This is a genomic window from Streptomyces sp. Y20 (assembly GCF_043195475.1).
Taxonomy (GTDB): Bacteria; Actinomycetota; Actinomycetes; order Streptomycetales; family Streptomycetaceae; genus Streptomyces.
In genome coordinates, this window is record NZ_JBIDDP010000009.1 from 154,000 (window position 1) to 174,012 (window position 20,013).

At 71.6% G+C, this 20,013-nt stretch carries 15 protein-coding genes; 12 read left to right on the forward strand and 3 right to left on the reverse strand.

Going from position 1 to position 20,013, the window contains the following annotated elements:
* The first annotated feature begins 381 nt into the window (after nt 1-381).
* The 11 genes from uvrC (at nt 382) to pgi (ending at nt 14,812) form a co-directional block, all read left to right on the forward strand.
* Nucleotides 382-2,478: an excinuclease ABC subunit UvrC gene (gene uvrC, locus ACGFT1_RS23360; RefSeq protein ID WP_373910886.1), complete on the forward strand. Its 2,097-nt coding sequence runs from the start codon at nt 382-384 to the stop codon at nt 2,476-2,478.
* The gene (rapZ, locus tag ACGFT1_RS23365; protein ID WP_373910887.1) at nt 2,475-3,491 is read left to right on the forward strand and encodes an RNase adapter RapZ; all 1,017 of its coding nucleotides are present in this window, start codon (nt 2,475-2,477) and stop codon (nt 3,489-3,491) included. The genes uvrC and rapZ overlap by 4 nt, the downstream gene beginning before the upstream one ends.
* Nucleotides 3,488-4,555: a uridine diphosphate-N-acetylglucosamine-binding protein YvcK gene (yvcK, locus tag ACGFT1_RS23370; protein ID WP_373910888.1), complete on the forward strand. Its 1,068-nt coding sequence runs from the start codon at nt 3,488-3,490 to the stop codon at nt 4,553-4,555. The genes rapZ and yvcK overlap by 4 nt, the downstream gene beginning before the upstream one ends.
* Nucleotides 4,546-5,535: a DNA-binding protein WhiA gene (gene whiA / locus ACGFT1_RS23375; RefSeq protein WP_356820968.1), complete on the forward strand. Its 990-nt coding sequence runs from the start codon at nt 4,546-4,548 to the stop codon at nt 5,533-5,535. Before yvcK ends, whiA begins: the two co-directional genes overlap by 10 nt.
* Nucleotides 5,536-5,706: 171 nt before the next feature.
* Nucleotides 5,707-8,661 (forward strand): M14 family zinc carboxypeptidase, encoded by a 2,955-nt coding sequence (locus ACGFT1_RS23380; protein WP_373910889.1) that lies wholly within the window; start codon nt 5,707-5,709, stop codon nt 8,659-8,661.
* A 298-nt stretch (nt 8,662-8,959) separates the two neighbouring features.
* Nucleotides 8,960-9,967, forward strand: coding sequence for a type I glyceraldehyde-3-phosphate dehydrogenase (gap, locus tag ACGFT1_RS23385; protein WP_373910890.1), 1,008 nt, complete (start codon nt 8,960-8,962; stop codon nt 9,965-9,967).
* A gap of 134 nt (nt 9,968-10,101) precedes the next feature.
* A complete protein-coding gene (locus ACGFT1_RS23390) occupies nt 10,102-11,313 on the forward strand; it encodes a phosphoglycerate kinase (protein WP_373910891.1) in 1,212 nt (403 codons plus the stop codon).
* A 3-nt stretch (nt 11,314-11,316) separates the two neighbouring features.
* On the forward strand, nt 11,317-12,093 hold the full coding sequence (tpiA, locus tag ACGFT1_RS23395) for a triose-phosphate isomerase (RefSeq protein ID WP_373910892.1): 777 nt from the start codon (nt 11,317-11,319) through the stop codon (nt 12,091-12,093).
* 130 nt (nt 12,094-12,223) lie between these two features.
* Nucleotides 12,224-12,460, forward strand: a complete 237-nt coding sequence (secG, locus tag ACGFT1_RS23400) for a preprotein translocase subunit SecG (RefSeq protein WP_356820976.1) — start codon at nt 12,224-12,226, stop codon at nt 12,458-12,460.
* 211 nt (nt 12,461-12,671) lie between these two features.
* Nucleotides 12,672-13,007 (forward strand): RNA polymerase-binding protein RbpA, encoded by a 336-nt coding sequence (locus ACGFT1_RS23405; protein ID WP_078637775.1) that lies wholly within the window; start codon nt 12,672-12,674, stop codon nt 13,005-13,007.
* Nucleotides 13,008-13,159: 152 nt separating this feature from the next.
* Nucleotides 13,160-14,812, forward strand: a complete 1,653-nt coding sequence (gene pgi / locus ACGFT1_RS23410; protein WP_373910893.1) for a glucose-6-phosphate isomerase — start codon at nt 13,160-13,162, stop codon at nt 14,810-14,812.
* 49 nt (nt 14,813-14,861) lie between these two features.
* Here the strand turns inward: pgi and ACGFT1_RS23415 are convergent, their stop codons facing one another.
* The 3 genes from ACGFT1_RS23415 to ACGFT1_RS23425 all read right to left on the reverse strand — a co-directional run bounded on the left by ACGFT1_RS23415 (nt 14,862) and on the right by ACGFT1_RS23425 (nt 18,503).
* Entirely contained in the window at nt 14,862-17,144 is a 2,283-nt protein-coding gene (locus ACGFT1_RS23415; protein ID WP_373910894.1) for an FtsX-like permease family protein, read from the reverse strand.
* 103 nt (nt 17,145-17,247) lie between these two features.
* Complete coding sequence (locus ACGFT1_RS23420; protein WP_373910895.1) at nt 17,248-18,000, reverse strand: ABC transporter ATP-binding protein; 753 nt, start codon at nt 17,998-18,000, stop codon at nt 17,248-17,250.
* On the reverse strand, nt 17,997-18,503 hold the full coding sequence (locus ACGFT1_RS23425; RefSeq protein WP_373910896.1) for a PadR family transcriptional regulator: 507 nt from the start codon (nt 18,501-18,503) through the stop codon (nt 17,997-17,999). The genes ACGFT1_RS23420 and ACGFT1_RS23425 overlap by 4 nt, the downstream gene beginning before the upstream one ends.
* Nucleotides 18,504-18,626: 123 nt before the next feature.
* On the opposite strand from ACGFT1_RS23425, the gene ACGFT1_RS23430 reads away from it, so the two are divergent.
* The gene (locus ACGFT1_RS23430) at nt 18,627-19,898 is read left to right on the forward strand and encodes an ABC transporter substrate-binding protein (RefSeq protein ID WP_373910898.1); all 1,272 of its coding nucleotides are present in this window, start codon (nt 18,627-18,629) and stop codon (nt 19,896-19,898) included.
* Nucleotides 19,899-20,013 lie beyond the last annotated feature (115 nt).

Sequence of the window (20,013 nt, forward strand, 5' to 3'; positions counted from 1 at the left end):
CAGACCGTCTGTGCGAGTCCGCGGGCCACCCCCGTGGGCGCCGCGGACGCCCGTGGCCGGGCTCCGCCGCGCCCGTGTGCATGCGTGCACGGCCCAGGTTCCCCCGCATTGAAGCGTGTTGACCAGAACCCGACAACACCTATCGCCCGACCGTCGCCGGCGACTGGCCGGACCTCGCCGTCTCGCGGCCGGGGGCGGCCGGGTGCGGGCGAGTGCGCCGGGGGAGCGGGCGCGGTGGGCAGCGCCGGTCAGGAGGACCGGTGGGCAGGGGCGCGGACATCGCGGCGGGGGAGCCGCCGACGCACTCCCGGGGCGCCGCACGGGGTGGGCGTTGTCCACAGGCGCGACGCGGTGTCGGCGCTCGCCAGTAGGGTGTGAGACATGGCCGATCCCTCCAGCTACCGCCCCAGGCCGGGAGACATCCCGGACTCTCCCGGGGTGTACAGGTTCCGTGACGAGCACCGCCGGGTGATCTACGTCGGGAAGGCGAAGAGCCTGCGCCAGCGCCTGGCGAACTACTTCCAGGACCTGGCGAACCTGCACCCGCGCACCCGGACGATGGTGACCACCGCCGCGTCCGTGGAGTGGACCGTGGTGTCCACGGAGGTGGAGGCGCTCCAGCTGGAGTACTCCTGGATCAAGGAGTACGACCCCCGGTTCAACGTCAAGTACCGCGACGACAAGAGCTACCCGTACCTCGCGGTGACGATGAACGAACAGTTCCCGCGCGTGCAGGTGATGCGCGGTCACAAGAAGAAGGGCGTCCGGTATTTCGGGCCGTACGCGCACGCGTGGGCGATCCGGGACACCGTCGACCTGCTGCTGCGGGTCTTCCCGGTGCGCACGTGCTCGGCCGGCGTCTTCAAGAACGCCGCCCGTACGGGCCGGCCCTGCCTGCTCGGGTACATCGACAAGTGCTCCGCCCCCTGTGTCGGCCGGATCACCCCCGAGGACCACTGGGACCTGGCCGACGAGTTCTGTGACTTCATGACCGGCCGCACCGGCACCTACCTCCGCCGCCTGGAGAAGCAGATGACGGAGGCGGCCGAGGAGATGGAGTACGAACGGGCGGCCCGGCTGCGCGACGACATAGGGGCCCTGAAGAAGGCCATGGAGAAGAACGCGGTCGTGCTGGCCGACGCGACCGACGCCGACCTCATCGCCGTCGCCGAGGACGAACTGGAGGCGGCCGTCCAGATCTTCCACGTACGCGGCGGCAGGGTCCGCGGCCAGCGCGGCTGGGTGACCGACAAGGTCGAGGAGGTCACCACCGGCGCCTTGGTCGAGCACGCCCTCCAGCAGCTGTACGGCGAGGAGACCGGGGACGCGGTCCCCAAGGAGGTGCTGGTTCCGGCCCTGCCCGAGCCGGTCGAGCCGGTCCAGGAGTGGCTGGCCGCCCGCCGCGGGTCGAACGTCTCGCTGCGCATCCCGCAGCGCGGCGACAAGAAGGCGCTCATGGAGACCGTGCAGCGCAACGCCCAGCAGTCCCTCGCCCTGCACAAGACGAGACGCGCCTCCGACCTGACCACGCGTTCGCGCGCGCTGGAGGAGATCGCCGGCGCCCTCGACCTGGACAGCGCCCCGCTGCGGATCGAGTGCTACGACATCTCGCACCTCCAGGGCGACGACGTGGTGGCTTCCATGGTCGTCTTCGAGGACGGGCTCCAGCGCAAGAACGAGTACCGCCGCTTCCAGATCAAGGGCTTCGCCGGCCAGGACGACGTCCGCTCCATGCACGAGGTGATCACCCGGCGCTTCAGGCGCTACCTGGCCGAGAAGGAGAGGACGGGGGAGTGGGCCGACGGCGCCGGCACCGAGGAGCTGCTCACCGACGGCGACGGCGCGCTCAGCGGCACGGAAGCGGTCACGGACTCCCTCAAGGACGACGACGGGCGTCCCAGGAAGTTCGCGTACCCGCCGCAGCTGGTCGTCGTGGACGGCGGTCAGCCGCAGGTCGCGGCGGCCCGGCGCGCCCTGGACGAGCTGGGCATCGACGACATCGCGGTCTGCGGTCTCGCCAAGCGCCTGGAAGAGGTCTGGGTGCCCGGTGAGGACGACCCGGTGGTCCTGCCCCGCACCAGCGAGGGCCTCTACCTGCTCCAGCGGGTCCGTGACGAGGCCCACCGGTTCGCGATCACCTATCAGCGGACCAAGCGGGCCAAGCGCTTCCGGGCCGGCCCGCTGGACGAGGTGCCCGGGCTCGGCGAGACCCGCAAGCAGGCGCTCATCAAGCATTTCGGCTCGGTGAAGAAGCTGCGGTCCGCCACCATCGAGCAGATCCAGGAAGTGCCCGGGATAGGCCGGAAGACGGCCGAGACCATCGCCGTGGCTCTCGCCGGGGCGGCTCCGGCCGCACCCGCCGTCAACACGGCGACCGGAGAGATTATTGAGGACGAGGAACCCGGGACGACGGGGGGTTCCTCGGGGGAGCCCGTGACCACGGGTCCCCCGGACGGACGACGGGGGCAGGAGACATGACCGAGCACGACGCACAGCCCACAGCGCGGCGGGATCAGGCGCACAGCGACACGGGCGACGATGCCGCCCGGCAGGACGCCGGCCAGGGAGCGGGCGAGGACAACGGAGCACAGGTGAGTACGGGCAGCGAGACAGCCGGGGCCCCCGAGGCGGCCATCCCCGAGCTGGTGATCATCTCCGGCATGTCCGGAGCCGGCAGATCCACGGCCGCGAAGTGTCTGGAGGACCTCGGCTGGTTCGTCGTGGACAACCTCCCGCCCGCGCTCATCCCCACCATGGTGGAGCTGGGCGCCCGGTCCCAGGGCAACGTCGCGCGGATCGCCGTCGTCGTGGACGTCCGCGGCCGGCGCTTCTTCGACAACCTGCGCGAGTCCCTGGCCGACCTGGACACCCGGGGCGTCACCCGCAGGATCGTCTTCCTGGAGTCCTCCGACGAGGCACTCGTGCGCCGCTTCGAGTCGGTGCGCCGGCCGCACCCCCTCCAGGGTGACGGCCGCATCGTGGACGGCATCGCCGCCGAGCGGGAGCTGCTGCGCGAGCTGCGCGGCGACGCCGATCTGGTGATCGACACCTCCAGCCTGAACGTCCACGAGCTGCGCGCCAAGATGGACGCCCAGTTCGCCGGCGAGGAGGAGCCCGAACTGCGGGCCACCGTGATGTCCTTCGGTTTCAAGTACGGCTTGCCGGTCGACGCCGACCTGGTCGCGGACATGCGGTTCCTGCCAAACCCGCACTGGGTCCCGGAGCTGCGCCCGTACACCGGCGTCAACGAGGAGGTCGCCGCCTACGTCTTCAACCAGCCCGGCGCCAAGGAGTTCCTCGACAGGTACGCCGAGCTGCTGCGGCTCATCGCGGCCGGCTACCGCCGTGAGGGCAAGCGGTATGTGACCATCGCCATCGGCTGTACCGGCGGCAAGCACCGCTCGGTGGCGATGTCGGAGAAGCTCGCCGCGCGGCTCGCGGCCGAGGGCGTGGAGACGGTGGTCGTACACCGGGACATGGGACGGGAATGACGGAACGTACACCGCGGCTGGGCAGGCTGCGCCGGATGGTGCCCGAGGCCCGTGCCGGCCGCCCGGCCGAGGTCCGCGGGGCCCGGCCCCGGCGGCGCGGCGCCCAGCCCAAGGTGGTCGCGCTCGGCGGCGGCATGGGCCTGTCCGCGTCGCTCGCGGCGCTGCGCCGGATCACCGGCGATCTCACCGCCGTCGTCACCGTGGCCGACGACGGCGGCTCCAGCGGCCGGCTCCGGGACGAGCTGGGGGTGCTGCCGCCCGGTGACCTGCGCAAGGCGCTGGCGGCGCTGTGCGGGGACGACGACTGGGGGCAGACCTGGTCCCGGGTCATCCAGCACCGCTTCCACTCCAAGGGCGACCTGCACGACCACGCGGTCGGCAACCTGCTGATCGTGGCCCTGTGGGAGCAGCTCGGCGACCATGTCCAGGCCCTGGACCTGGTCGGCAGGCTGCTCGGGGCGCACGGGCGGGTGCTGCCCATGTCGGCCGTGCCGCTGGAACTGCAGGCCCTGGTCAAGGGGCACGACCCGGAGCGGCCGGACGACGTGGACACGGTCCGCGGGCAGGCGACCGTGGCTCTCACGCCCGGCGAGGTGCAGTCGGTGCACCTGGTGCCGCACGACCCGCCGGCCGTGCCGGAGGCCGTCGCGGCGGTCCTGGACGCGGACTGGGTGGTCCTCGGCCCCGGCTCGTGGTTCTCCTCGGTGATCCCGCACCTCCTCGTCCCCGAGCTGCTCGACGCCCTCACCGACACCAAGGCCCGCCGTGTGCTCTCCCTGAACCTCGTGCCGCAGCCGGGAGAAACCGAAGGCTTCTCACCGCAGCGTCATTTGGAGGTTTTGGGGCGACACGCCCCTAAACTCGCCCTGGACGTGGTGCTGGCCGACGAGGCCGCCGTGCCCGACCGCGACTTGCTCACCGAGGCCGCCAAGCGGCTGGGAGCCGCGGTCGAGCTGGCGCCGGTGGCCCGGACCGACGGAACGCCCCGGCATGATCCGGAGCTGTTGGCCGCCGCGTACGACCGTATTTTTCGGATGCATGGAAGGATCGGCCCATGGCGATGACGGCAGCGGTGAAGGACGAGATCTCCCGGCTCCCCGTCACCCGGACCTGCTGCAGGAAGGCAGAGGTCTCCGCCGTTCTGCGGTTCGCCGGCGGCCTCCATCTGGTGAGCGGGCGCATCGTGATCGAGGCGGAGCTGGACACCGCGATGGCGGCGCGCCGGCTCAAGCGGGACATCCTGGAGATCTTCGGCCACAGTTCCGAACTGATCGTGATGGCGCCCGGCGGGCTGCGCCGCGGCTCGCGGTACGTGGTGCGCGTGGTCGCGGGCGGTGACCAGCTGGCCCGACAGACGGGGCTCGTGGACGGCCGGGGCCGCCCGATCCGCGGGCTGCCCCCGCAGGTGGTCTCCGGGGCCACCTGCGACGCGGAGGCGGCCTGGCGCGGGGCCTTCCTGGCGCACGGCTCGCTGACCGAACCCGGCCGCTCCTCCTCCCTGGAGGTGACCTGCCCGGGTCCGGAGGCCGCGCTCGCGCTGGTCGGCGCGGCCCGCAGACTGTCGATCGCCGCGAAGGCCCGCGAGGTGCGCGGCGTGGACCGGGTGGTCGTCCGGGACGGTGACGCGATCGGCGCCCTTCTCACCCGTCTGGGCGCCCACGAGTCGGTGCTGGCCTGGGAGGAGCGCCGGATGCGCCGGGAGGTGCGGGCCACCGCCAACCGGCTCGCCAACTTCGACGACGCCAATCTGCGCCGTTCGGCCCGTGCCGCGGTGGCCGCCGGGGCCCGGGTGCAGCGCGCCCTGGAAATTCTCGGGGACGAGGTGCCGGAGCACCTCGCCGCCGCCGGACGGCTGCGCATGGAGCACAAGCAGGCATCCCTGGAGGAGCTGGGCGCGCTCGCCGACCCGCCCCTGACGAAGGACGCGGTCGCGGGCCGCATCCGCCGCCTGCTGGCGATGGCCGACAAGCGCGCCTCCGACCTGGGCATCCCGGGCACGGACGCCAACCTCAGCGAGGAGCTGGCGGACAACCTGGTCGGCTGACGAGACGTCACACCCCGGGTGCCGGGACCCGGTTCGGGCCCCGGCACCGGCCGTTCGGGGCTCGTACCGCCCCCCTCGGCGTGTCCGTGAAGCGCTCTTGACTCGATCAAGGAGTGTCACGAGCCTGGCAGCTTGTCCGCCGCTGCGGCGGACCACCCGTTGGGGGGGTTCATGAGACACCGAGCGAGATCGATCCTCGCTGTCGGCGCGCTTCTGATCGGCGGAGCGAGCCTCGCGCCCATCGCCCAGGCACAGGGCGGACATCCGGCGGCACCCCGGCCGGACGAGGTCAGGGTCTACCGTGCCGACGTCACCCGGCAGCAGGTGCCCCTGCTGCTCAAGGCGGGCCAGGACGGCCGCGAACTCGGTGAACAGGTGACCGGAAAGGGCCGGACCGAGGTCGAGGTCTACCTCACCGGCAAGCAGGCCGCACAGCTGCGGAAGCAGGGCGTCGACCTCACCGAGCGCACCCTGTCCCCCCGGGCGAAGGCCCGCGTCGAGGACGCCGCGCAGGGCGTGTTCCGCCCCTACAGCGGCAGCGGCGGGCTCAGGGAGGAGATCCTGCGCACCGCCCGGGACCACCCCGGTCTCACCAAGGTGGAGTCCATCGGCAGGACCGTCGACGGCCAGGACATCCTCGCGCTCAGACTCACCCAGAACGCCAGGAGGTCGCGGGACGGCTCCAAGCCGTCGGTGCTGTACATGTCCAACCAGCACGCGCGCGAGTGGATCACCCCGGAGATGACCCGGCGCCTGATGCACTACTACCTGGACCACTACACCAACGACCGGCGGGTCAGGAAGATCGTCGACTCGACGGAGCTGTGGTTCGTCCTGTCGGCCAACCCGGACGGCTACGACTACACCTTCCGGGACGCCGGCACCCGCCTGTGGCGCAAGAACCTGCGGGACGTCAACGGCGACGGCGTCATCAGCACGGGCGACGGCGTCGATCTCAACCGCAACTTCCCGTACAAGTGGGGATACGACGACGAGGGTTCGTCGCCCGACCCGACCAGCCAGACCTACCGCGGCGCGAGCCCCGCGTCCGAGCCCGAGACCCGGGCGCTGGACGCGTTCGAGAAGCGCGTCGGCTTCAGGTACGCCATCAACTACCACTCCGCCGCCGAACTCCTCCTCTACGGAGTCGGCTGGCAGGTGGCCACCCCCACGCCCGACGACGTCCTCTACCGGGCGCTGGCCGGCACCCCCGGCAACCCGGCGATCCCCGGCTACCGTTCGCAGGTCTCCTCGGAGCTGTACACCACCAACGGCGAGGCGGACGGCCACGCGTCGAACGTCAACGGGATGGCGATGTTCACCCCGGAGATGTCGACCTGCCAGACCGCCTCGGACGTCGATCCGGACGACGCCTGGAAGGCCCAGGACTGCCGGTCGGTCTTCAACTTCCCGGACGACGAGAAGCTGATCCGGCAGGAGTTCGAGAAGAACGTCCCCTTCGCGCTCTCCGTCGCCGAGACCGCCGTGCACCCCGACAGGCCGGTCTCCTCGGTCGGCCTGAGCGCCGCCGACTTCTCCCCGGCGGCGTTCTCCACGTCGTACTCCCGGGGTGCGGACCAGGAGGTCTCGGCCGTCGTCCGCAAGGCGGTCCGGGACAAGGAGCTGAAGTACCGCGTCAACGGCGGCCCTACGCTCGACCAGGCGCTGCGGCCCTGGAAGGGCGGGCAGACCTACGGCGGCGAGGACGACCTCTACTTCGACGAGTACCGGGCCCGGGTGCGGGACGGCGAGCCGGGCGACAGGGTCGAGGTGTGGTTCACCGGTGAGACCCGGGGCGGCAGGAAGGTCTCCAGCTCCCACTTCACCTACACCGTCGCCGAGCGGCCGAAGGCGGACACCCTGGTCGTCGCCGAGGAGGGGACGCCCGCCACCCAGGCACGGACGTACGTGGACGCGCTGAAGGCGGCCGGACACAGGGCGATCGTGTGGGACGTGGCCACGCGGGGCGCCCCGGACGCGCTCGGCGTGCTGCGGCACTTCCGGACGGTCGTGCACTACTCGGGGGCGAAGGGCCCGGCCAACCCCACCCAGCTCCAGTTGCGCGCCTACCTCAACGAGGGCGGCAAGCTGATCGAGGCCGGTGAACTGGCCGGCGGCAGCGTCGACCTCGGCGGCGGCACCCCGTCGGACGACTTCAGCCAGTACTACCTGGGGGCCTACAGCCGTACGTCGACCAAGGGGGCCACCGGCTTCACCGGCTCCGGCGCGCTCGACGGTGTCACCGGCGCCCTCGGCGACGCGCCCGGCAACCCGCTGGACGGGGCGGGCACCTACGGCGTCACCTCCGACGAGCTGCCGGTCTCCACGCATCCCCGGTTCAAGAGCGCGGGCGCGGGAGCGTTCCCCGGGACGGTCAACCCGTACGGGCCGTACGCGGGTGCCGCCATGGCGGCCGCGGTGCACACCGACGATGCCTACAAGCGTCTCACCCGCACCATCGACCTCACCGGTGTCGGCGCCGCCGACAAGCCGGCCCTGAGCATGCGGCTGCTGTGGGACACCGAGCCCGGCTACGACCACGCGGTGGTCGAGGCGCACACCGCGGGCGCCGCCGACTGGACGACCCTGCCGGAGGCCGGCGGGGCGACGAGCACGGCCGTGCCGGCCGACTGCGGGGACGGCTCCCTGATCGGCGAGCACCCGTGGCTGAGGCACTACCTGACGCTCACCGGCAACACCTGCACGGCGGGGGGCGGCACCGGTGCCTGGAACAGCCTCACCGGCAGCTCCGGCGGCTGGCGGCAGGTGAGTTTCGACCTGAGCGGCTACGCCGGGAAGTCCGTGGAGGTGTCGGTCGCCTACATCACCGACCCGGGCAGCGGCGGTCACGGTGTGCTGGCCGACGACGCCTCACTGGTGGTGGGCGGTACGGCCAGGGAGACGGAGGGCTTCGAGTCGTCCCTGGGCGCCTGGCGGGCGGCCGGGCCGCCCGCGGGCAGTCCGGCCGTGCTCAAGGACTGGGCGCGCACCGGGGCGCTGTTCCGGACGTACGGAGCGGTCGCCACGGACGACACCGTGCTGCTCGGCTTCGGCCTCGAACAGATGACGTCGGCGGCCGACCGGGCGGCTCTGCTGAGCAAGGCGTTCGACTCGCTCGACAGGTGAGCGGACCCCTCTCTCAACGGTGCGCGAACGGGGTACTCATCAAGTGAGCCGACCCGCTCACGAACGAGTGACAACGGCGCCGGAAGTGCCCCGCATTTCGCCGCACATACGGATGAATCCATTGCCGATCCGAGGCGGTCCGTACCCCTACTGACCAGTACGGACCGCCTGCCCATGTATGCGCCATCTCGATGTCACCCCGAGGCCCGCAGAGAGGTAGGGTCGGTGGTGGTCGGGGACATCCCAAACAGAGCTCGCCGGCACCGCATGGCCGGCGTACCAACGAGGAGATCGGTTCGTGACGATCCGCGTAGGCATCAACGGCTTCGGCCGTATCGGGCGTAACTACTTCCGCGCGCTGCTGGAGCAGGGCGCAGACATCGAGGTCGTGGCTGTCAACGACCTGGGTGACACCGCGACCACCGCCCACCTGCTCAAGTACGACACGATCCTGGGCCGCCTCAAGCAGGAGGTCTCCCACACCGCCGACACGATCACGGTCGACGGTCACACCATCAAGGTGCTCTCCGAGCGCAACCCCTCGGACATCCCGTGGGGCGAGCTGGGCGTCGACATCGTCATCGAGTCGACCGGCATCTTCACCAAGAAGGACGACGCCGCCAAGCACATCGCCGGCGGCGCCAAGAAGGTCCTCATCTCGGCTCCGGCCAAGGACGAGGACATCACGATCGTGATGGGCGTCAACCAGGACAAGTACGACTCGGCGAACCACCACGTCATCTCCAACGCCTCCTGCACCACCAACTGTGTGGCGCCGATGGCCAAGGTCCTCGACGAGAACTTCGGCATCGTCCGGGGCCTGATGACGACGGTGCACGCGTACACGAACGACCAGCGCATCCTTGACTTCCCGCACAAGGACCTGCGCCGCGCCCGTGCCGCCGCCGAGAACATCATCCCGACCACCACCGGCGCCGCCAAGGCCACCGCCCTGGTGCTGCCGCAGCTCAAGGGCAAGCTGGACGGCATGGCCATGCGCGTCCCGGTCCCGACCGGCTCGGTCACCGACCTCGTCGTGGAACTCAGCCGCGAGGTCACCAAGGAAGAGGTCAACGCCGCCTTCCAGAAGGCCGCCGAGGGCGAGCTGAAGGGCCTCATCGACTACACCGAGGACCCGATCGTCTCCTCGGACATCGTCAACGCCCCGGCGTCCTGCACGTTCGACTCCTCCCTGACCATGGTCCAGGAGGGCAACAGCGTGAAGGTCATCGGCTGGTACGACAACGAGTGGGGCTACTCCAACCGCCTCGTGGACCTCACGGTCTTCGTCGGCAACCAGCTCTGATCGCAGCAGCAGGACCCCGCAGTGGGCGCAGGGCCCGGGCAGCGCACCGCCGCGCTGCCCGGGCCCTGTCCCGCGTACTGACCACGTCCTCTTACGATCAGGTGCACCACGAGCCCTCCTCAGGAGTCCACTCAATGAAGACGATCGACGAACTTCTCGCCGACGGCGTACGCGGCAAGCGGGTCTTCGTCCGCGCCGACCTCAACGTGCCGCTCGCCGACGGGACGATCACCGACGACGGCCGCATCCGCGCCGTCCTGCCCACCGTCAAGGCCCTCGCCGACGCGGGCGCCAAGGTGGTCGTCGCCTCCCACCTGGGCCGCCCCAAGGGCGCCCCGGACCCCGCCTTCTCCCTCGCGCCGGCCGCCTCCCGCCTGGGTGAACTCCTCGGCTCGGACGTGGCCTTCGCGACCGACACCGTCGGCCCGTCGGCCCAGGACACGGTCGCCGGGCTCACCGACGGCCAGGTCGCCGTCCTGGAGAACCTGCGCTTCAACCCCGGCGAGACCGCCAAGGACGACACCGAGCGCGGCGCCTTCGCCGACCGGCTCGCCGCCCTCGCGGACGTCTACGTCGGTGACGGCTTCGGCGCCGTGCACCGGGGACACGCCTCCGTCTACGACCTCCCGGCCCGCCTGCCGCACTACGCCGGCTACCTCATCGCCACCGAGGTCGGCGTCCTGAAGAAGCTCACCGACGACGTCAAGCGCCCCTACGTCGTCGCGCTCGGCGGCGCCAAGGTCTCCGACAAGCTCGCCGTCATCGACCAGCTCCTCGGCAAGGCCGACCGCATCCTCGTCGGCGGCGGCATGGCCTACACCTTCCTCAAGGCGAAGGGCTACGAGGTCGGCATCTCCCTGCTCCAGGAGGACCAGGTCCCGGTCGTCCAGGAGTACATGCGGCGCGCCGAGGCGCACGGCGTGGAGCTGGTGCTCCCCGTCGACGTCGTGGTGTCGCGGGAGTTCCCGGACCTGAAGGCCAAGGCCCCGACCGAGCACGCCGTGGTCGACGCGGACAAGATCCCCGCCGACCAGGAGGGCCTGGACATCGGCCCGAGGACCCGGGAGCTGTACGCCCAGAAGCTCGCCGACGCCGAGACCGTGTTCTGGAACGGTCCGATGGGCGTCTTCGAGCACCCCGACTACGCCGAGGGCACCAAGGCGGTCGCCCAGGCCCTCGTCGGCGCCGCCGGCTTCACCGTCGTCGGTGGCGGTGACTCCGCCGCCGCCGTGCGTACGCTCGGCTTCGACGAGAACGCATTCGGCCACATCTCGACCGGTGGCGGCGCCTCCCTCGAATACCTCGAGGGCAAGACGCTCCCCGGCCTCGCCGCACTGGAGGACTGACCCTTGAGCACCCGCACGCCGATCATGGCGGGCAACTGGAAGATGAACCTCAACCACCTCGAGGCCATCGCGCACGTCCAGAAGCTCGCCTTCGCCCTGGCCGACAAGGACCACGAGGCCGTCGAGGTCGCCGTCCTGCCGCCGTTCACCGACCTGCGCTCCGTGCAGACCCTGGTCGACGGCGACAAGCTCCGGATCAAGTACGGCGCCCAGGACATCTCGCAGCACGACTCCGGTGCCTACACCGGCGAGATCTCCGGCCCGATGCTGGCCAAGCTGAAGTGCACCTTCGTGGTGATCGGACACTCCGAGCGCCGCCAGTACCACAACGAGACCGACGAGCTGGTCAACGCCAAGGTCAAGGCCACCTACAAGCACGGCCTGACCCCGATCCTGTGCGTCGGCGAGGAGCTGGACGTCCGCGAGGCCGGCGACCACGTCGCCCACACCCTCGCCCAGGTCGACGGCGGCCTGAAGGACCTGCCTGCCGAGCAGGCCGAGACCGTCGTGATCGCCTACGAGCCCGTGTGGGCCATCGGCACCGGCAAGGTCTGCGGCGCCGAGGACGCGCAGGAGGTCTGCGCCGCCATCCGCGCCCGGCTCGCCGAGCTGTACTCCCAGGACGTGGCCGACAAGATCCGCATCCAGTACGGCGGCTCCGTGAAGTCGGGCAACGTCGCCGAGATCATGGCGCAGGCCGACATCGACGGCGCCCTGGTCGGCGGCGCCTCGCTGGACGCCGACGAGTTCGTCAGGATCGTTCGGTTCCGCGACCAGTGACGCGGCCATGAGTAGGCGGTAGCGGCGATACGTCGTACCCTTGCGGGGCCGAAACTGTCACGGGAGCTGCCAGCCCCCGCGGGAGCGTCGGCCCCGTCGTCCATCAGAATCCGAGGAAGTTGGTCCAGCCGTGGTTTTGGGGTTCTCGATCGCCCTGATCGTCTTCAGCCTGCTGCTGATGCTGCTGGTGCTGATGCACAAGGGGAAGGGCGGCGGCCTCTCCGACATGTTCGGCGGCGGCATGCAGTCCTCCGTCGGCGGTTCCTCGGTCGCCGAGCGCAACCTCGACCGGATCACCATCGTGATCGCTCTGCTGTGGTTCGCGTGCATCATCGTCCTCGGCATGCTGATGAAGTCGAACAGCTGACGGCGAACAGCGCATTCCGCCCGTTCCGCACGTAAAGCCCCATGTTCGGTACGCGATCCAGAGCGCGGCCTATCATGGGGCTTGCGTCTGGATGTGGGGGCCGGTAACTCCAATCACTGGACGCGCGTTGGGCCTTACGTAGACTGAGGCGCTCGCGGCGAAGTGAAACGCCGACTCGCTTCGCGGCACCATCACGCAGGGAGTTACGACCGTGGCAAGTGGCAACGCGATCCGAGGAAGCCGGGTCGGGGCGGGGCCGATGGGCGAGGCCGAGCGCGGCGAGTCCGCGCCGCGTCTGCGCATCTCCTTCTGGTGCTCCAACGGGCATGAGACGCAGCCGAGCTTCGCCAGCGACGCGCAGGTTCCCGAGACCTGGGACTGCCCGCGCTGCGGCTTCCCGGCCGGCCAGGACCGGGACAACCCCCCGGCCCCGCCGCGCACCGAGCCGTACAAGACGCATCTCGCGTACGTGCGGGAGCGGCGCAGCGACGCGGACGGCGAGGCGATCCTCGCCGAGGCGCTCGCCAAACTGCGGGGCGAGATCTAGCGAGACCGACCGGCCGGGTACCCGAGGGTGCCTGGCCGCAGCCGTGTGCGGCGCGCCGCGCCGGCCTGCCGCCATCGTGCCGGCTCACGTTCCATGCTGATCAACTAGGTTGGAACGGCTGGGACAGGCACGACGGAAGGCGGAGGTCGGGAATGAACGCAGACGGCCGTACGAGGCTCAACCGGACGCCCGAGTGGGCGGCGCTGGCCGAGCATCATGCCCGGAGCCGGCCGCGGCTGCGGGATCTGTTCGCGTCGGATCCCGGTCGTGCGCAGCGGTACACGCTTCAGGTCGGTGATCTGCACATCGATTACAGCAAGCATCTGGTGAGCGATGAGACGCTGGGGTTGTTGCGGGCTCTGGCCGCGGCGACGGATGTGTTCGCGTTGCGTGATGCCATGTTCGCCGGTGAGCGGATCAACGTCACCGAGGACCGGGCGGTGCTGCACACCGCGTTGCGGGCGCCGCGGGATGCGGTGGTCGAGGTCGGCGGTGAGAACGTGGTGCCGAAGGTGCACGCCGTGCTGGACAAGATGGCCGCTTTCGCCGGGCGGGTGCGCTCGGGTGAGTGGACCGGTCACAGCGGCAGGCGCATCCGTAATGTCGTCAACATCGGTATCGGCGGCTCGGATCTGGGGCCGGCGATGGCGTACGAGGTGCTGCGTCCCTATGCGGCGCGGGAGTTGACGTTCCGGTTCGTGTCGAACGTGGACGGTGCGGATCTGCACGAGGCGACGCGGGATCTGGATCCGGCCGAGACGTTGTTCATCGTGGCGTCCAAGACGTTCACGACGATCGAGACGATCACGAACGCCACGTCGGCGCGGTCCTGGCTGCTGGAGGCGTTCGGCGGGGACGAGAAGGCGGTGGCGAGGCATTTCGTGGCGCTGTGCACGAACGGGGAGAAGGTGGCCGCCTTCGGTATCGATCCGGAGAACATGTTCGAGTTCTGGGACTGGGTCGGTGGCCGGTACTCCTTCGACTCCGCGATCGGCCTGTCGTTGATGATCGCGATCGGTCCGCGGCGGTTCGGGGAGATGCTGGAGGGTTTCCGGCTGGTCGACGAGCATTTCCGGACCGCGCCGCCGGAGGAGAACGCGCCGCTGCTGCTGGGTCTTCTGGGTATCTGGTACGGCAATTTCCACGGCGCGCAGTCGCACGCGGTGCTGCCCTACAGTCACTATCTGTCCCGGTTCACGGCGTATCTTCAGCAGTTGGACATGGAGTCCAACGGCAAGTCGGTGCAGCGGGACGGCAGTGCGGTGGGGTGGCAGACGGGTCCGGTGGTGTGGGGTACGCCGGGTACGAACGGGCAGCACGCCTATTACCAGTTGATCCATCAGGGTACCGAGCTGATTCCGGCGGACTTCATCGGTTTCGCCCGTCCGGTGGGTGAGCTGAGCGGTGAGCTGGCCGCGCAGCATGATCTGCTGATGGCGAACTTCTTCGCGCAGACGCAGGCGCTGGCGTTCGGCAAGACGGCCGAGGAGGTCCGTGGCGAGGGGGTGGCCGAGGAGCAGGTGGCGCACCGTACTTTCCAGGGCAACCGTCCCACCACGACGATCCTGGCGCGGGAGCTGACCCCGTCCGTCCTCGGCCAGCTGATCGCCCTGTACGAGCACAAGGTGTTCGTCCAGGGCGCGGTGTGGAACATCGACTCCTTCGACCAGTGGGGCGTGGAACTGGGCAAGGTCCTCGCCAAACGCGTCGAACCCGCCCTCACCGAGGGCGCCGACGTCCCCGGCCTCGACCCGTCGACGAAGGCCCTCGTCGCCACCTACCGGGAGCTGCGCGGCCGGAGCTGAGAGACCGCGGTGCCGGACGGCCCGGCGGGACCGTTCCTCCGGGCCGGGCTCAGCCCACCGCGCTCAGCGTGTCCGCGAGGCGCCGGCGGGCCGCCCGGGCCGCCGGCAGCGCGGCCAGTGCCGCCGCGCCCAGCACCGCGGCCGAGCCCAGCAGGAGCAGCACCCCCGGCGCGGGGGACTGGGCGATCCCGGCGCCGATCCCGCTGGATCCGCCCTGGGCGTCGATCAGCCGGCGGGCCAGCGGCAGCCCCAGCGCCATGGCGGCGACGGCCGCCGCCAGGGTCGTGCAGCTCGTCGCGGTGACGGCGATCCCGGTGATCTGCCGCGGTGACATCCCGATCGCCCGCAGCGCCAGCACGTCCCGCTCACCCTCGCGGACGGTGCCGCCGATCGCGGTGAGCAGCTCGACCAGACCGATGAGGGCCAGCACGGCGATCAGCCCGGCGACCACCGCGCGCAGCGGGGACAGCCCGTCGGCGGGGTTCGCCACCGGATGTACGTCCAGGTGACCCCGGCCGGCCGCGGTGAGCGCGGCGGCCACCCGCCGCGGGTCGGCACCGGGGCGCAGCCGCAGTTCCCAGAAGGCCGCGGACACGCCCGGATCGTTCTCGCGGAGGGTGTCCAGGGACGTGGTCACGACCCGCCCGGCGTTCTGCGGCTCGATGCTGCGGCCCACGATGTGCAGGATCTGAGGCCGGTCGCCCACCGTCATCCGCACCCAGTCCCCGACCCGCGCGTGCAGCAGGTCGAGCAGGCCCTGCCCGGCCACCGCCTCATCCGGCCCGTGGGGCGCGCGGCCCTCGGCGAGGACGCGGGGGCAGGGCTCCGCGCGGGTGCCGATGCCCCGCAGGGCGATGGTCCCGGTCTGCCCGGGGACCAGCGCGGCCACCTCGACGCCCGGGTACGCGGCGGCGACCCGGGGATCGCGGGTCAGCAGGGCCCGTAGGCCGGACGCGGCCGGCGCGCCGTCCGAGTGGACCGTGAGCGCCGCGGGCAGGCCCATCCGCTCGGGGCTGCTGTGGAACCGGTCGAGCGTGGTCCACGCGCTGAGCGCCACCACGATCAGCAGCAGCGGCAGCGTCAGCCGGGCCACGGTGGCCAGGGACCGGCCGCGTCCCGCGAACGCCTTGTGGCAGCCGAGGACCAGCGCGGCCGGCAACCGCAGGCCGAGCGCGCGCCGGGCCGGCCCGGTCAGCCGGCCGCCCGCCGGACCGGCCGGGCGCGGCACCGGGACCGGCGGCACCCGCCCCGCCCGCCAGGCCGCGAGCCCCGTGGTCAGGCCGATGAACAGCACCGCGCCCGCCGGCACCGCCGACAGCGCCACGGTGTGCCCGGGCAGCCCCTGCCACACGCCCACGGCGTCTCCGAGCCGTCCCGGGACCCGGCTGCCCAGCGCCTCGGTGAGCGCCGCCGCGGCCACGGCGCCCAGCAGCGCGTACGCCAGATGCTGGAGCAGGAAGATGCGTACGACCTGGCCGGGGGTGAAGCCGATCGCCTTCAGTACCGACAGGTCCCGCAGATGGCCGCGGATGCGGGTGGCGATCGCGCCGTGCACCGCGAACCCGGCGGCGATCAGGGCACCCAGCCCGAACAGTCCGAGCACCTGGCCCAGCAGGCGGTTCTCGCCCTGCGCCGCGGCGCGGGCCTGCTGCCAGGTCGAGACCTCGCCGACCACGCCCGCGCCCAGCACGGTCACGGCGCGCTGCACGGCGTAGTCCGTGTCGCCCGGAGCGTCGAGCCGCAGCCCGACGACCTGGCCGCCGGGGGCGCGTACCGCGGACGGCAGCGCCCACACCAGCCCCGGCTGCTCGCCCGGGCGGTAGGGGGGTTCGGCGCTGTCCGCGACGCCCTCGACGGTCAGGGTGCGGGCCGTGCCCGGCAGGGTGAGGGTGTCTCCGGGTTCGGCCAGCAGGGCTCGGGCCAGGCTGTTCTCCAGCACCACGCCGTCCGGCACGGCCGGGTCCAGCCAGTGCCCGGCGGTCAGCAGCGGCCGGCCGACGGAGGGCGGCCGCGGGGTGCCACGCAGCTCCACGGCGGCCCGGGCGCCGCGGGCGGCGACGGTGGCGGACTCGGTGCGGTAGGGGCCGGCGACCGCGGTGACGCCGTCCAGCCGGGCCACGGCGCGCGCGTCGGCGGCCGGGGTGGTGTGCAGCCACACGTGTGCCCCGCGCGCCTCGGCGAAGGTCCGCTGCCAGGGGTTCGTGGCATACCCGACCAGGGCGGTGGCGAACAGCAGCGAGGCGACGATGCCGGCGGTCGCCAGCACCAGGAACAGCGCCTCGCCGCGGTGCGTGCGCAGATCGGAGTGCGCCCAGCGCAGAGCGGCCCGCACCCGTCTCAGCCCCTCAGCCCGGCCCGCGCCGGCGGCCGCCCCGTCGGTCCCGGGCGGCTCGGGCGGGAGTGTCCCGCCGGCGGGCGGGTGCGCGGTCGGTCCATCAGTCCCTCAGCTCCAGTACGGCGGAGATGCCGCCGCGCCGGGACGACGGGGTGCCGTCCAGGGTCGCGTCGTCGGCTATGCGGCCGTCGAAGAAACTGATCACCCGATCGGCGGCGCTGGCCAGCCGGGCGTCGTGGGTGACCAGGACGATGCTCTGCCCGCGGCCGTGGAAGCGGGACAGCAGCCGCATGACCTCGCGGGTGCCCTTGCTGTCGAGGCTGCCGGCCGGCTCGTCCGCGAGCAGCAGCGGCGGATGGTTGACCAGCGCCCGGGCGAGCGCGACCCGCTGCTGCTCGCCGCCGGACAGCTCGCCCGGCATGCTGCGTTCCTTGCCCTCCAGGCCCAGCTCGGCGAGGAGGTCCGCGCGCTCGGCGCGGGCCTTCCTCGGCGGCACACCGGCCAGCAGCGCGGGCAGCTCGACGTTGTCGGCGACCGACAGGTTCGACACCAGGTTGAAGAACTGGAAGACGATCCCGATGGACTTCCTGCGCTCCACCGCCCACCGGGCCTCGCCGAAGGAGTCCGTGCACCGGCCGTCGAGCCAGATGCTGCCCTCGTCCGGCCGCTGGAGTCCGCCGAGCAGATGCAGCAGCGTCGACTTGCCCGCACCGGACGGGCCGGTGATCGCCACGAACTCGCCGCGCGCCACGGACAGGCCGACGCCGCGCACGGCACGCGCGGGCGCGCCCTCGCCGTGGTGGGTCTTCACCAGGCCCTCGGCCCGCAGCACGGGGGCGGCGTGCTCGCTCATTCCAGTTCCTCCTGGCACCGCTCCAGCCAGTCGAGGTCCGCCTGGAGGTGCAGCATCGCGCCCTCGATCAGCAGATGGGCGATTCGGTTGTCCCGGTCCTCGGCCGCGGCCAGTTTCGACAGGACGCGCATGGTGTTGAGGTACTGGCGCCGCTGCCGGTTGATCAGCGCGATCTGGTCGGCGAGGCCGGTCTGCGGGGCGAGGGCGAGCTTCATGAAGAACTCGTCCCGCACCCGCGGCTCGTCCTCGGTCTCCTCGAACCAGACGTGCAGTGCCTCACGTCCGGCCTCGGTGAGTCGGTAGACCTTCTTGTTGGGCCGGCTCGACTGCTCGACGTCCTCGCCCTCGATCAGCCCGGACTTCTCCAGGCGGCCGAGGGTGACGTAGACCTGGCCGACGTTCGGCTGAGGGTACGCGGAGCCCAGCAGTTGCTCAAGGTCCTGCTTCAGCTCGTAGCCGTGGGCCGGGCCGCGGGCGAGGAGTGCCAGGAGGGGCAGACGCACGCGTGCTGTCCTCCTGTCTGCCGCATGTGCTCCAGGCCCTAGTATCGCGCATACCTAACAGGTATACATGGCCTCTGTCCCCGGGCGAAGACGCCCGTGGTGCCGGTGTACAGGGAGGAACCTATGCGGTGGATGCGCGCCGCCGGTAGGGGCCTTCTCGTCCTCGTGGTGATCATGGCGGGGTACGTGGCCTCCGGTGCCCGCGCCGACGAGGCCGCCCGCGGCGGTCGCGGCCCGCTCACCCTGGCCACCGCCGGGGACCTCACCGGCTATCTCGGCCCGCTGCTGCGGGGCTGGAACCGCACCCATCCCGGGGAGCGGGTCACCCTCGTCGAGCTGCCGGACTCCGCCGACGAGACGCACGCGCAGATGACGACCGACCTGCGCGGCGGCGACCGGGGCCGGTTCGACGTCCTCAACATCGACGTGGACTGGACCTCGGAGTTCGCGGCGGCCGGCTGGATCAGCCCGCTGCCCCGCGACCGCTTCCCGCTGCGCAGCTTCCTGCCGCCGGTGGTGGACACGGCGACGTACGGCGGCCGGCTGTACGCGGTGCCGTACGTCACGAACGCGGGGCTGCTCCTGTACCGCAAGGACGTCCTCGCGAAGGAGGGCGTGCCGCCGCCGCGCACCTGGGCCGAACTGGAGCACGACGCGCGGACCATCGCTCCGAAGTACGGGCTCGGCGGCTACGCGGGCCAGTTCCTGCCCTACGAGGGGCTCACCGTGAACGCGGCCGAGGCCGTGTACTCGGCGGGCGGCACGATCCTCGGCGGAGAGGGCAGGCGCGTCACCGTCGACTCCGCCGCCGCCCGCGAGGGCATCGGCTTCCTCGCCCGCGGTGTCCGCGAGGGCTGGATACCGAAGCAGGCGCTGACGTACAAGGAGGAGGAGTCCAAGCAGGCCTTCCAGGACGGCAGGCTGCTCTTCCTGCGCAACTGGCCCTACGCGTACGCCGTCGCCTCGGCCGCGGGCTCGAAGGTCGCCGGGCGCATCGGCGCCGTACCCCTGCCCGGGCCCGACGGGCCGGGGACGAGCGTCCTGGGCGGGTCGGACCTCGCGATCAACGCCCACGCCCGGCACCCCGACTCCGCCGCGCGGCTGATCGCCTACCTCACCAGCGCGCCCGTCCAGCGCGAGGTGCTCGTGCGGGGCGCGCTGCCGCCGGTGCGCGCCGCACTGTACGAGGATCCCGCGCTGGTGCGCAGGTTCCCCTACCTGCCGACCCTGCGCACCGCGGTCGTGACCGCCCGGCCGCGCCCCCGGAGCCCGCACTACGACCAGGTCAGCCTGGCCGTGCAGGCGGTCGTGCAGGACGCGCTCACCGGGCGGCAGACGCCCGGGCAGGCCGTGCGCCGACTGGCGCGCGAACTCGACGCCATCGCCCGTCGCTAGTTACGTGTTAGGTAACGCAGGCATCACGACTGCGTTTAATCTGCGGTGATTTGCCCGCTTTCATCCCGGCAACTGGTCAGTAGCTTCTGGTCACTTCGTTGACACCTCCGCGCTT